The organism is Actinomadura hibisca NBRC 15177, assembly GCF_001552635.1.
GTDB lineage: Bacteria > Actinomycetota > Actinomycetes > Streptosporangiales > Streptosporangiaceae > Spirillospora > Spirillospora hibisca.
Genome location: NZ_BCRO01000001.1, coordinates 171,057 through 184,075 on the forward strand (window position 1 = coordinate 171,057; position 13,019 = coordinate 184,075).

Sequence of the window (13,019 nt, forward strand, 5' to 3'; positions counted from 1 at the left end):
CCTGGCACAGGGCACCGACATTCCGGCCCGGCCCGGTCCCGGTCAGCCGTCGGTGAGCGCGGGCTCCGCCTCCCGCTCGGCGGGCTCGGACCCGCCGGTCCGCACCTGGCGCAGCACCGCGACGGCGACGGCGGCCATGGCGAGCGCGAGCACCGCGCTCACGGCGGCGGTCACGTTCAGGCCGGAGACGAACGCCGACCGCGCGGCCTCCAGCAGCTCGGCCCCGGCGGCGGTGGGCAGCCGCCCGGCCACCTCCACCGCGCCCGCCAGCCCCTCGCGCGCCGCGTGGGCGTCCCCGGCCGCGAGCCCGGACGGCAGGTCCAGGGCGCCCCAGTAGACGGCGGTGGCGAGGCTGCCCAGCGACGCACGGTCGTCGGGCGTTCCTAGTACCGACCGCGCGCCGGGCGAGAACTCATCGCCGCGTTCGAAAGTTCATTCGACGCGCATCCAGCGGCAGCCGTAGGGGGCCAGGCGCAGGGTCGCCTCGCCCTCGGGGGAGACCTCGGCGTCCGCGCCGGCGGGGCCGTCCGACAGCAGGTCGATCAGCCCGGCTCGCGCGTGCGCGCGATCGAGGCGCAGGGTCACCTCGATTTCCTCGTCGGCGAAGTTGTGGAGGGTGAGCACGGCCCCGTCATCGGCGGCGTGCAGTTGCGCCAGCACCGTGTCCGCGCCGGAGTCCAGCGGCGTCAGCTCGCCCCACGCCAGCTCCGGGGTCTCGCGGTAGCGCTCGACCAGCAGGCTGATCCACGACAGCAGCGAGTCGGGGTCGCCGCGCTGCGCGGCCACGTTGACGTGGTCCGGCCCGTACTCGCCGGGGACGAGCCGGGCGGGGAAACGTTCGGGGTCGGCGGACGAGAAGCCGCCGCCGGGCCCGGGACGCCACTGCATCGGCGTGCGCACGGCGTTGCGGCCCTTCTCGGACAGGTCCTCGCCCATGCCGATCTCCTCGCCGTAGAACAGCACCGGCGTGCCCGGCAGCGAGAACAGCAGGCTGTAGACCATCTTGATCCGCCGCGCGTCGCCCTCCAGCATGGGGGGCAGGCGGCGTCGCAGGCCGCGCCCGTAGAGCTGCATCTCCTCCTTGGGGCCGAACGCGTCGAACACCTCCTGGCGCTCGTCGTCGCTCAGCTTGTCGAGCGTCAGCTCGTCGTGGTTGCGGACGAAGGTGGCCCAGTGCCCGTCCTTGGGCGGCGCGGGCCGCTCGGCCAGCGCGCCCGCCAGCGGCCGGACGTCGCCGCGCGCCAGCGCCAGGTACAGGCGCTGCATCCCGATGAAGTCGAAGCACATGGTCAGCTCGGGGGCCTCGTCGCCGAAGAACGCCATGGTGTCGGAGTAGGGCAGGTTCACCTCGCCCAGCAGGATCGCCTGCCCGTCGCGGCGGTCCATGAACGCGCGCAGGTCGGCCAGGTAGTCGTGCGGGTCGGGCAGCTTCTCGGCGTCGGCCTGCCCGTCGGTCTCCAGCATGAACGGCACCGCGTCCACCCGGAACCCCGACAGCCCCAGCTCCATCCAGAACCCCATGATCCGCGCGATCTCGTCGCGCACGGCGGGATTGGCGATGTTCAGGTCGGGCTGGTGCTTGTAGAAGCGGTGCTGGTAGTACTGCCCGGCCTCCTCGTCGTAGGTCCAGACGCTCTTCTCCTCGTCGGGGAAGACCACGCCCTTCGGGCCGTCCTCGGGCGGCTCGTCGGCCCACACGTACCAGTCGCGGTAGGGGGACTCACGGCTCGCGCGGGCGCTCTTGAACCAGGGGTGCTGATCGGAGGTGTGGTTCACCACCAGGTCGGCGATGACGCGCATCCCGCGGTCGCGCGCGGTGCGCAGGAACTCCACGAAGTCGCCGAGCGTGCCGAGCCGGGGATCGACGCCGTAGAAGTCGGTGATGTCGTAGCCGTCGTCGCGGTCGGGCGAGGGGTAGAACGGCATCAGCCAGATGCAGGTGACGCCGAGCCGGTCCAGGTGGTCCACCCGCTGGGTGAGGCCGCGGAAGTCGCCGCAGCCCTCGCCCAGCGCGTCCTGGTAGGTCTCCACGTCCAGGCAGTAGACGACGGCGTTCTTCCACCACAGGTCGGCGGTGCGGCTGAGTCTCACGAGGTCACGTCCTTGAGTTGGGGGAGCACCTCGGCCCCGAACGCGTCGATGAACGCGTCCTGCTCCTGGCCGACGTGGTGCAGCATCACGTTGTCGAAGCCCAGCTCGGCGTACTCGCGCAGCCGGGCGGCGTGGCGGCCGAGGTCGGCCGAGACGTTGACGACCCCGGCGACCTGCTCGGGGGTGACGTTCCGGGACACCTCGTCGAAGTGGTCGGTCATCTCCAGGTCCCAGCACACCGGCGGCGCGAACACGTTGCTGCGCCACTGCTCGTGCGCGACGCGCGCCGCCTCGTCCTCGCTGGGAGCCCAGCTCAGGTGCACCTGGAGGGTGAGCGGGCCGCGCCCGCCCGCCTCGCGGTAGGCGTCGACCATCTCGCGCAGCCGCTCGACGGGGGCGTTCACCGTGATCAGGCCGTCGGCCCACTCGGCGCACCAGCGGGCCGTCTCGACGCTCACGGCCGCGCCGACCAGCGGCGGCGGCGTGTCCGGCAGCGTCCACAACCGCGCCCGGTCGACGGTGACCAGGCCGTCGTGGCTGACCTCCTCCCCGGCCAGCAGCGCCCGGATCACCGCCACGCACTCGCGCAGCCGCGCCGAGCGCACGTCCTTGCGCGGCCAGCCCGCGCCGGTGATGTGCTCGTTGCTGGCCTCGCCGGTGCCGAGCGCGGCCCAGAACCGGCCGGGGAACATCGCGCCCAGCGTGCCGATCGCCTGCGCGATGATCGCCGGGTGGTAGCGCTGGCCCGGCGCGTTGACCACGCCGAACGGCAGAGCGGTCGCCTGCATGGCCGCGCCGAGCCAGGACCAGGCGAAGCCCGACTCGCCCTGCCGGGCGCTCCAGGGGGAGAAGTGGTCCGAGCACATCGCGGCGGTGAAACCGGCCTGCTCGGCGCGCACGACGGCGTCCAGCAGGCGTCGGGGGTGGACCTGTTCGTGGGAGGCGTGCAGTCCGTACAACGTCATGCGGGCGTCGGTACCCGCGAGAAACGGATCAACGCGGCCTCCCTTCACACCCGGCGTCCGGACCTCCGGCCGGTGCCCGCACGCTGCGGGGACGACGGTGCGTGACGTCCCGGTTGGCCGCCCGTGGTCACCGGCGAGGTCTCCGCCGCCGTTCGCCCCTGTTCTGTCGGTGCCATCGCCTACCGTCGGACCAGGCCCAGTTCCCCGCGCCGTCGACCGAAGGACCGACTCATGGCGAACAGCACGATCGACCTGGATCAGGACTTCCAGCGCCTCATCGACCCCTACCGCAGGGAGCTGCTGGCGCACTGCTACCGGATGCTCGGCTCGATCCACGACGCCGAGGACCTGGTGCAGGAGACCTGGCTGCGGGCCTGGCGCTCCTACGGCGACTTCGAGGGGCGCTCCTCGCTGCGCACCTGGCTCTACCGCATCGCCACCAACGTCTGCCTGACCGCCATCGAGCAGCGCGGCAGGCGGCCCCTGCCCTCCGGCCTGGGCGCGCCCAGCGGCGAGCCGGAGACGCCGGTCGTCGCCGCGCCCGAGGTGCCGTGGCTGGAGCCGGTGCCCGACGCGGTCCTGGGGGCCGACGCCGCCGACCCCGCCACCATCGTCACCGCCCGCGAGACCACCCGGCTGGCGTTCGTCGCCGCCCTCCAGCACCTGCCCGCCAACCAGCGCGTCGTGCTGATCCTGCGCGACGTGCTCAAGTGGAAGGCCGCCGAGGTCGCCGAGCTGTTCGAGACCTCGGTCGCCTCGATCAACAGCGCGCTGCAGCGCGCCCGCGCCCAGCTGGAGCAGGTCGCGCCCGAGCCCGAGACGCTGGTCGAGCCCACCGACCCCGCCCAGCGCGAGCTGCTCGAACGCTACGCCAAGGCGTTCGAGGACGCCGACATCGCCGGGCTGGTCGAGCTGTTCAAGCAGGACGCCGTCTGGGAGATGCCCCCGTTCCCGCAGTGGTTCCAGGGCGTCGACCACATCGTGCGGCTCATCGGCGCCCAGTGCGCCCCTTCGCCGGGCGAGCTGCGGATGGTGCCGGTCGCGGCCAACGGCCAGCCCGCCTTCGCGATGTACCGCGCCGACGCCGAGGGCGTGCACCGGCCGTTCCAGATCGAGGTGCTCGACGTGGTCGACGGCCGGGTGTCGCGGGTGGCGGCGTTCTTCGACACGCGCCTGTTCGCGCTGTTCGGGCTGCCCGAGGTGCTCCCGAAGAACGGTGCGGAGGCGCCCTAGCCGTACTTCGCAGGGTCGGACGCGGGTCTTGGTCCGGGATGAGACCCGCGTCACGAGATGCACGTCACGCAAAATGACGTGTCCTGAAATTTTGCTCGTCATGCAAGTTTGTTCTACGGTGGGGGACATGTCCGTGGAACTCAGCCTGCGCGAGCGCAAGAAGGCCGCCACCCGCGCGGCCCTCGGCCGCGCGGCGATGCTGCTCGCGGTCGAGCGCGGCCCCGACGGCGTCACCGTCGAGGCCATCGCCGACGCCGCGGGGGTGTCGCCGCGCACCTTCCACAACTACTTCCCGGGCAAGGAGGAGGCGATCGTCGCCTGCCTCACCGACGGCGCCGAGTCGCTGATCGACGAACTGCGCGCCCGGCCCGCCGACGAGCCCATCTGGGAGTCGTTGCGCCTGGTGGTGCGCGGGCTGCTGCAGCCCGAGCGCCACGAGGAGACCGCCGCCCTGCTGCGCCTGGTCCGCGACAACCCCGCCCTGTTCGCCCAGCACCTGTCGGGCCTCGGCGAGATGGAGCGGCGCATCAGCGAGGTCATCGCCGCCCGCACCGGCACCGACCCCGACCGCGACCTGTACCCGCACCTGCTGGCCGGGTCGATGGGCAACGCGATCCGCACCGCCACCGACCTGTGGGTCTGCGGCGGCGGCGCGGCCAGCCTGGCCGACCTGGTGGACGAGGCGTTCGCCCGGCTCCGCGCGGGGCTGCCCGGCCCCTGATCCGCCGCGCCCCGCGCCACCTCCGACCTCCCACCCCCTGAAAGGCCCGCGGCCAGCCCGCCCCGGGCGAGTCCCGCACGTCCGAGTGACCATTCGAGGGGATCTCTCTTGGCCACCTTCCTCTACCGGCTCGGCCGGTTCTCCTACCTGCGGCGCAGGCTCGTCGCCCTGATCTGGGCGGGGCTGCTGGTCCTGTTCGGCGTCGGCGCGGCCACGCTGAGCGGGCCCACCGCCAACGACTTCTCCATCCCCGGCACCGAGGCCCAGAAGGCGATCGACCTCCTCCAGGAGCGGATGCCGCAGGCCAACGCCGACGGCGCGACCGCCAGCGTGGTGTTCGGCGCGCCCCAGGGCGGCAAGGTCACCGACCCGGCCGCCAAGGCCGCCGTCGAGAGGACCGTCGCGACGCTGAAGGGCGCGCCGCAGGTCGCCGGGGTCGTGGACCCCTACCAGGCCAAGGCCGTCTCGCCCGACGGCCGCTTCGCCTACGCGCAGGTCACCTACAAGGTGACGCCGATCGACATCACCGAGCAGACACGCGACGCGCTGGCGGACGCCGCCGAGCCCGGCCGCGCCGCCGGGCTGACGGTGGAGACGGGCGGCACCGCCACCCAGGCGATGCCCGAGCAGAGCGCCACCGAGATCATCGGCGTGGCGGTCGCGGCCGTGGTGCTGATCATCACGTTCGGGTCGCTGGTGGCCGCCGGGCTGCCGCTGCTCAACGCGATCCTCGGCGTGGCCATCGCGATGTCGGCGATCACCGCCGCGACCGGCCTGTTCGAGATGAGCTCGATGACCTCCACGCTGGCGCTGATGCTGGGCCTGGCGGTCGCCATCGACTACGCGCTGTTCATCGTCTCCCGCTACCGGCACGAGCTGGCGGAGGGACGCGACGGGCCGGACGCCGCCGGGCGCGCGGTCGGCACCGCCGGCTCGGCCGTGGTGTTCGCCGGGCTCACCGTCGTCATCGCGCTGGTCGGCCTGATGGTGGTGGACATCCCGATCCTCACCGAGATGGGGCTGGCCGCCGCCTTCGCCGTCGCCGTGGCGGTGCTGATCGCGCTCAGCCTGCTGCCCGCCCTGCTCGGCTTCGCCGGGCGCCGCGTGCTCGGCGGCCGCCTGCCGGGCCTGCGCGGCGGGCCGCGCGAGGGCCGCGCCCCGCTCGGCGAGCGCTGGGCCCGCATGGTCGTCAAGCACCCGCTGCCGGTGCTGCTGGCGGCGGTGGCCGCGCTCGGCGTGGTCGCCGCGCCCGCCCTCGACCTGCGGCTCGGCCTGCCCGGCGACGAGGCCGCCGCCCCCTCCAGCAGCCAGCGCAAGGCCTACGACATGCTCGCCGAGGGCTTCGGCCCCGGCTCCAACGGCCCGCTGCTGGTCGTGGTGGACAGCGCCGACGGCGGCAACGCCCAGGCCGCCGCCCAGAAGTTCGCCGGCGAGCTGCGCGGCCTGAAGGACGTGGCCGCGGTGACGCCGCCCGCGCCCAACCCGGCCGGGGACACCGCGCTGCTGACCGTCGTGCCCAAGAGCGGCCCGAGCGACAAGGCCACCGAGGACCTGGTCGCCGAGATCCGCGACCACGGGAAGGGCCTCGCCGGGAGCACCGGCGCGCACGCCATGGTCACCGGCTCCACCGCCATGAACATCGACGTGTCGGCCAAGCTCGGCGACGCGCTGCTGCCCTACCTGCTGGTGGTGGTCGGCCTGGCGCTGATCCTGCTGATGCTGGTGTTCCGGTCGGTGCTGGTGCCGCTGAAGGCGACGCTGGGCTTCCTGCTCACGGTCGCGGCCACCTTCGGCGCGGTCGTGGCGGTCTTCCAGTGGGGCTGGCTCGCCGGCCTGTTCGGCGTGGAGCAGACCGGGCCGATCATGAGCATGCTGCCGATCCTGCTGATCGGCGTGGTGTTCGGCCTGGCCATGGACTACCAGGTGTTCCTGGTGACGCGGATGCGCGAGGAGTTCGTGCACGGCGCCGCGCCGGGCGAGGCGGTGGTGATCGGGTTCCGGCACGGGGCCCGGGTGGTCGTCGCCGCCGCCGTCATCATGATCGCGGTGTTCGCCGGCTTCATCGCCTCCGGCGACTCGATGATCAAGATGATCGGGTTCGCGCTGGCCGCGGGCGTCGCCTTCGACGCCTTCGTGGTCCGCATGACGCTGGTCCCGGCGGTCATGGCGCTGGCCGGCCGCGCCGCCTGGTGGTTGCCGCGCTGGTTGTCGCGGGTGCTGCCCAACGTGGACGTCGAGGGCGAGAAGTTGCGCCAGGTCCTCGACGGCGAGGCGGCCCCGGCGGACGAACGCGCGCCGCAGTCCGCCCGCACCTGACCCCCCTCCCGGGCCGCCCTCCCACCGGAGGGCGGCCCGGCCCGCGTGAAGAGACCCCCATGAACCTGCTCGAACGGCCCCCCACCCCGGCCCGGCGCACGGCCCGGCGCACGGTCGGCGACGCCTCCGCCGCCGCGCGGCCCCGCCCGGTCCGCGAGCTGCTGCTGATCGCCGTGCTGTTCACCGCGTACAAGCTGGGCCGGCTGGCGGCGGCCGGGCGGGTCGGCGAGGCGTTCGGCAACGCCCGGCGCGTCTGGGACCTGGAGCGCCGGCTCGGCCTGCCCGCCGAGACCGGCCTCCAGCACGCCCTGCTGGACAGCCAGGCCCTGGTGCACGCCGCCAACTCCTACTACGCCTACGTGCACTTCCCGGCCACCGCCGCGTTCCTGCTGTGGACGTACTGGCGGCGGCCCGGCCACTACCGCTGGGCCCGCCGGACGGTCGTCGCGCTCACCACGTCCGGGCTGGCGCTGCACCTGCTGGTGCCGCTGGCCCCGCCCCGGATGCTGGGGTTCACCGGGCTGATCGACACCGGCGCGCGGTTCGGGCCCGCCGTCTACGGCGCGCCGCAGACCGACACCGTCGCCAACCAGTACGCCGCGATGCCGTCGCTGCACATCGGCTGGGCGCTGATCGTGGCGATCGGCCTCATCGCCGCCACCCGCACCCGCTGGCGCTGGTTGTGGCTGGCCCATCCGCTGCTCACCGTCGCGGTCGTGGTGGGCACCGCCAACCACTACTGGCTGGACGGCATCGTGGTGGGCGCGCTGCTCACCGCCGTCCTGCTGGTGCTGCGCCCGCCCGCCCGCACCGCCCCGGAGACCAGTTAAAGCCGATCAACGCACGGGTAGGCTCCTTTCCGCGGCGTGGGCGGGGGCTGCTCGAAGGAAGCGTCGGTCGGGGGACAGGTGCGCGTCACAACGATGGTCCGGGCCGTGCCGGGCGTGCTCTCGTGGTATCTGCGGCTGGCGGGGGTCGTCTCGATCCTGGCGTGGTTGTCGGCCGACTGGATCGAGCGGCTGCTCGACCTGTGGGTGCTGCGCTGGATCGGCTACTTCGGCTGGCTGCCCAGCCTGCCGTGGGGCGCGATGATGTTGCTGCTGGCCACCGGCCTGCGGCGGCGCAAGAAGTCGGCGTGGCGGATCACGCTGGCGCTGCTCGGGCTGTTCTTCGCGGTCTCGCTGCTGGTCCTGCTGGACGGGCTGATCGACCCCGAGTCCGGACCCGGCGCCGACGCGCTCGGCGCGGGCGACTGGTTCGCCGCCGCCGGATACGGGCTGGCGCTGGTGCTGCTGGTCGCGGCCCGCGGTCAGTTCACCGCCCTGCCCGACCGCGCCAACCGGCGGCTCGCCCTCATCGTGTTCTGCGCGCTGCTGGTGGTCAACGGCGTGATCGGCACGACGCTGGTGCACCTGACCGACTCCGACCCCAGGGGCGAGCCCTGGACCCAGCCCGTGTACGCGGTGCTCCAGACCCTGCTGGGCGCGGGCGTCACCGGCAGCACCGTCAACGTGGACGTGCCCGGCTGGGTGGACCTCATCCTCGGCGTGCTCGGCACCGGCCTGCTGCTGCTCACGATGTGGGCGCTGTTCCGGCCCGGCCGCCGCGACGCGGTGCTCAGCGAGCGCGAGGAGCTGGACGCGCGCCGCCTGCTGGCCGAGTACGGCGACCAGGACTCCCTCGGCTACTTCGCGCTGCGCCGCGACAAGGACGTCATCACCGCCCCCAACGGCAGGGCCGCCATCGCCTACCGCGCCCAGGGCGCGATGTGCCTGGCCAGCGGCGACCCGCTCGGCGACCCCGAGTCCTGGGGGCAGGCCATCGAGACCTGGCTCGCCGAGTGCCGCGCGCACGCCTGGATCCCGGGCGCGGTCAGCGTGGGGGAGCGCGCCGCCGTCGAGTACCGCCGGCACGGCCTGAACGTCCTCGAACTGGGCGACGAGGCGATCATCGACGTGGCCGACTTCAACCTGGACGGCCGCGAGATGCGGCAGGTGCGGCAGGCCGTGCGGCGCGTCGAGCGCGCCGGGTACACCGTCCGCATCCGCCGCCACGCGCAGATCCCGCCCGCGGAGATGGCCGGGATCGTGCAGCGCGCCGACCAGTGGCGCGAGGGCGAGACCGAGCGCGGCTTCTCGATGGCGCTGGGCCGTCTGGGCGATCCGACCGACGGGCGCTGCGTGATGGTGGAGGCGTTCGACGCCCAAGGCGAGCTGCGCGGCCTGCTCAGCTTCGTGCCGTGGGGACGCACCGGCCTGTCGCTGGACCTGATGCGCCGCGACCGCGCCGCCGAGAACGGCCTCAACGAGTTCATGGTCGCCAAGCTGGTGGAGAAGGCCGCCGCCGTCGGAGCGCGCCGCGTCTCGCTGAACTTCGCCATGTTGCGGTCGGTGTTCGAGCGCGGCTCGCAGATCGGCGCCGGACCCATCGTCCGGCTGGCCTACCGGGCGCTGTCGCTGGCCTCCCGGTTCTGGCAGCTGGAGTCGTTGTACCTGGCCAACGCCAAGTACCACCCCGAATGGGTGCCCCGCTACATCTGCTTCCACCAGGGCGGCGGCGGGCTGATCCGCCTCGGCCTGGCCTACGCCAGCGCCGAGGGCTTCCTGCCGAGCCTCGACCGGCGCAGGCTCGACGCGGCCGCCCGGACCGCCCCCGCGCCCGGCCTCGTCGAGAAGATCAAGGAGATCGAGGACGCCGCCGACGCCGCCCGCGCCCCGCAGCGCCGCCTGTCGGAGCAGGAGCGCGTCCGGCACGCCAAGCTCGACCGCATCCGCGCGGCGGGCGTCGATCCCTACCCGCTCGGCTTCGACCGCGCCGACCTGGTCGCCGGGTTGCGCGCCCGGTACGGCGACCTGCCGCCCGACACCCGCACCGGCGACCGGACCGCCGTCGCCGGACGCGTCATGCTGGCCCGCGAGCACGGCCGCCTGGTCTTCGTGACGCTGCGCGACGAGACCGGCGACCTCCAGGTCATGCTGACCGCCGACGCGCTCGGCGACCGCGCCCTGGCGGACTGGAAGACGATGATCGACCTGGGTGACCAGGTCGGCTTCACCGGCGAGATCGTCACCTCCCGGCGCGGCGAGCTGTCGGTGCTCGCCGACGCCTGGACGCTCACCGCCAAGTGCCTGCACCCCCTGCCCGACAAGAACGCCGGGCTCGCCGACCCCGAGACGCGCGTGCGCCGCCGCGCCGTCGACCTGATCGTCAACGACGACGCGCGCGCGATGCTCCGGATGCGCGGCGACGCGGTGGACGCGATCCGCGGCGTGCTGCGCGGGCGCGGCTACCTGGAGGTCGAGACCCCGATCCTGCAACCGGTGCACGGCGGCGCGTCCGCCCGGCCCTTCACCACCCGCATCAACGCCTACAACATGCGGCTGTACCTGCGGATCGCGCCCGAGCTGTACCTGAAACGGCTGCTGGTCGGCGGCCTGGGCAAGGTCTACGAGATGGGCCGCGACTTCCGCAACGAGGGCGTGGACGCCACCCACAACCCCGAGTTCACGATGCTGGAGGCGTACGAGCCCTACGGCGACTACGACACCATGGCCGAGTTGACCCGCGACCTGGTGCTGGCCGGGACCCGCGCCGCGCTCGGCGGCACGGTCGTGGCGCGCGACGGCGTCGAGCACGACCTGGCCGCCCCGTGGCGGCACATCACCGTCTACGGGTCGGTGTCGGAGGCGCTCGGCGAGGAGATCACGCCCGGCACCCCGCGCGAGGAGGCCGTCCGGCGCGCCGAGGCCGCCGGGATCGAGGTCGCGCCCGAGTGGGGCCAGGGCCGCGTCGTGCAGGAGCTGTACGAGGCGCTGGTGGAGGACCACCTGACCACCCCGACGTTCGTGCGCGACTTCCCCGCCGAGACCTCGCCGCTGACCCGCCCGCACCGCGCGGACCCCCGGCTGGCCGAGAAGTGGGACCTGATCGTGTTCGGCATGGAGCTGGGCACGGCCTACTCCGAGCTGATCGACCCGGTCCTCCAGCGGCAGCGCCTGACCGAGCAGTCGTTGCTGGCGGCGGGCGGCGACCCCGAGGCGATGGAGCTGGACGAGGACTTCCTGCGCGCGCTGGAGTACGGGATGCCGCCCGCTGGCGGCATGGGCATGGGGGTCGACCGGCTGCTGATCGCCCTGACGGGGCGGTCGATCCGCGACACCATCGCCTTCCCACTGGTGAAGCCGAGCCGCTGAGCGCGCCCGGACCCGGTGCGCCGTCACCGAGTGCGGCGGTCCCGCGAGGGGAAGGAACAGACCGTGACGAAAGCCGCGTTGACATGAGAGAGTGCGACCATCGCGGGCCCGTCCCGCCCCGTCTTCCGACAGTTGGGACCACCACGCCGTGAGCGACATCCCCCGCCGGGCGGTGACCCGGACCGCCAAGCTGGCGTCCCTGCCCCTCGGTTTCGCCGGGCGCACCGCCCTCGGCCTCGGCAAGCGCACCCTCGGCAAGCCCGCCGAGGCGGTGGCGCTGGAGGTGCAGCGCCGCACCGCCGACCAGCTGTTCGCGGTGCTGGGCGAGCTCAAGGGCGGCGCGATGAAGGTCGGCCAGCTCATGTCGATCTTCGAGGCGGGGCTGCCGGAGGAGCTGGCCGGGCCGTTCCGCGCCAGCCTCACCAAGCTCCAGGAGTCCGCGCCGCCGATGCCGGCCGCCACCACCCACCGCGTGCTGGCCGAGGGGCTGGGCGCCGACTGGCGCGAGCGGTTCGCCGAGTTCGACGAGCGGCCCGCCGCGGCCGCCTCCATCGGGCAGGTGCACAAGGCCGTCTGGCACGACGGCCGGACCGTCGCGGTCAAGGTGCAGTACCCGGGCGCGGGCAAGGCGCTGATGAGCGACTTCAACCAGATCTCCCGGCTGAGCCGCCTGATCACCCCGCTGTTCCCCGGCGTCGAGATCAAACCGGTGATCGCCGACCTCAAGCGGCGGCTGGAGAAGGAGCTGGACTACGCCGACGAGGCCCGCGCGCAGACCGCCTTCCACGAGGCGTACGCCGGCGATCCGGACTTCGTCGTCCCGGCGGTGGTCGCGCAGGCGGGCGACGTGCTGGTCACCGAGTGGCTGGAGGGCACCCCGCTGGCCAAGGTGATCGCCGGGGACGACCAGGAGCGCCGCGACCGCGCCGGGCTGCTGCTGTTCCGCTTCCTGCTGTCGGGCCCGGCGCGCTGCCAGATGATCCACATCGACCCGCACCCGGGCAACTTCCGGCTGCTGGACGACGGGCGGCTCGGCGTCCTGGACTTCGGCGGCGCGGCCCGCGTCCCGGCCGAGCTCCAGTGGTCGATCGGGCGGCTGCTGCGCATCGGCACGCTGGGCAGCGGCGAGGAGATGGTGGCGGCGCTGCGCGAGGAGGGCTTCCTGGCCCCCGAGGGCGAGGTCGACCCCGACGAGATCGCCGCGATCGTCACCCCGCACGCCACGCCGTTCATGACCGAGCGTTTCCGCTACACCCGCGAGTGGTTGCGGCAGGAGACCACCCGCGGCATCGGCCTCGCCACCGACATGCGGCCGGGCGCGCTGGCCCGCCAGCTGCGGCTGCCGCCCCAGTACCTGGCGGTCAGCCGCGCGCTGAGCGGGTGCGGGGGCGTGCTCTGCCAGCTGGAGGCCGAGGGCGCCTACCGGGCCGAGGCCGTCCGGTGGCTGCCGGGGTTCGCCGACGACGACCCCGACGCCACCGAGGCGACGGCCTGACCGCG

General features: G+C 73.7%; 9 protein-coding genes. 6 read left to right on the top strand and 3 right to left on the bottom strand.

Translation table 11 applies throughout. The features are described 5' to 3' along the window. Nucleotides 1-42 precede the first annotated feature (42 nt). The 3 genes from AH6_RS00810 to AH6_RS00820 all read right to left on the bottom strand — a co-directional run bounded on the left by AH6_RS00810 (nt 43) and on the right by AH6_RS00820 (nt 3,056). A complete protein-coding gene (locus AH6_RS00810) occupies nt 43-258 on the bottom strand; it encodes a hypothetical protein (protein ID WP_067471719.1) in 216 nt (71 codons plus the stop codon). 174 nt (nt 259-432) lie between these two features. Next, the gene (locus AH6_RS00815; protein ID WP_067471722.1) at nt 433-2,091 is read right to left on the bottom strand and encodes an alpha-amylase family protein; all 1,659 of its coding nucleotides are present in this window, start codon (nt 2,089-2,091) and stop codon (nt 433-435) included. Continuing rightward, nucleotides 2,088-3,056: a TIGR03885 family FMN-dependent LLM class oxidoreductase gene (locus tag AH6_RS00820; RefSeq protein WP_067471725.1), complete on the bottom strand. Its 969-nt coding sequence runs from the start codon at nt 3,054-3,056 to the stop codon at nt 2,088-2,090. Before AH6_RS00820 ends, AH6_RS00815 begins: the two co-directional genes overlap by 4 nt. Nucleotides 3,057-3,287: 231 nt before the next feature. Between AH6_RS00820 and AH6_RS00825 the strand changes: the two genes are divergently transcribed. The 6 genes from AH6_RS00825 (at nt 3,288) to AH6_RS00850 (ending at nt 13,014) form a co-directional block, all read left to right on the top strand. Next, nucleotides 3,288-4,289: a sigma-70 family RNA polymerase sigma factor gene (locus AH6_RS00825; RefSeq protein WP_067471728.1), complete on the top strand. Its 1,002-nt coding sequence runs from the start codon at nt 3,288-3,290 to the stop codon at nt 4,287-4,289. A 127-nt stretch (nt 4,290-4,416) separates the two neighbouring features. Next, nucleotides 4,417-5,010: an acyl-CoA-like ligand-binding transcription factor gene (locus tag AH6_RS00830; protein ID WP_067471732.1), complete on the top strand. Its 594-nt coding sequence runs from the start codon at nt 4,417-4,419 to the stop codon at nt 5,008-5,010. Between the two features lie 108 nt (nt 5,011-5,118). Beyond that, nucleotides 5,119-7,326, top strand: a complete 2,208-nt coding sequence (locus AH6_RS00835; protein ID WP_067471736.1) for an MMPL family transporter — start codon at nt 5,119-5,121, stop codon at nt 7,324-7,326. A 59-nt stretch (nt 7,327-7,385) separates the two neighbouring features. After that, nucleotides 7,386-8,156, top strand: coding sequence for a phosphatase PAP2 family protein (locus tag AH6_RS00840; protein ID WP_067471740.1), 771 nt, complete (start codon nt 7,386-7,388; stop codon nt 8,154-8,156). Between the two features lie 93 nt (nt 8,157-8,249). Further along, a complete protein-coding gene (gene lysX / locus AH6_RS00845) occupies nt 8,250-11,519 on the top strand; it encodes a bifunctional lysylphosphatidylglycerol synthetase/lysine--tRNA ligase LysX (protein WP_067471743.1) in 3,270 nt (1,089 codons plus the stop codon). A gap of 148 nt (nt 11,520-11,667) precedes the next feature. Next, nucleotides 11,668-13,014 carry an ABC1 kinase family protein gene (locus AH6_RS00850; RefSeq protein WP_067471746.1) on the top strand — a complete coding sequence of 449 codons (1,347 nt, stop codon included), beginning with the start codon at nt 11,668-11,670 and terminating at the stop codon, nt 13,012-13,014. Nucleotides 13,015-13,019 lie beyond the last annotated feature (5 nt).

What these genes read in the sequence shown, in the direction of transcription:
- AH6_RS00820 (WP_067471725.1), bottom strand. Translation starts at nt 3,056, where the DNA reads ATGACGTTGTACGGACTGCACGCCTCCCACGAACAGGTCCACCCCCGA.
- AH6_RS00825 (WP_067471728.1), top strand. Translation starts at nt 3,288, where the DNA reads ATGGCGAACAGCACGATCGACCTGGATCAGGACTTCCAGCGCCTCATC.
- AH6_RS00830 (WP_067471732.1), top strand. Translation starts at nt 4,417, where the DNA reads ATGTCCGTGGAACTCAGCCTGCGCGAGCGCAAGAAGGCCGCCACCCGC.
- AH6_RS00840 (WP_067471740.1), top strand. Translation starts at nt 7,386, where the DNA reads ATGAACCTGCTCGAACGGCCCCCCACCCCGGCCCGGCGCACGGCCCGG.
- lysX (WP_067471743.1), top strand. Translation starts at nt 8,250, where the DNA reads ATGGTCCGGGCCGTGCCGGGCGTGCTCTCGTGGTATCTGCGGCTGGCG.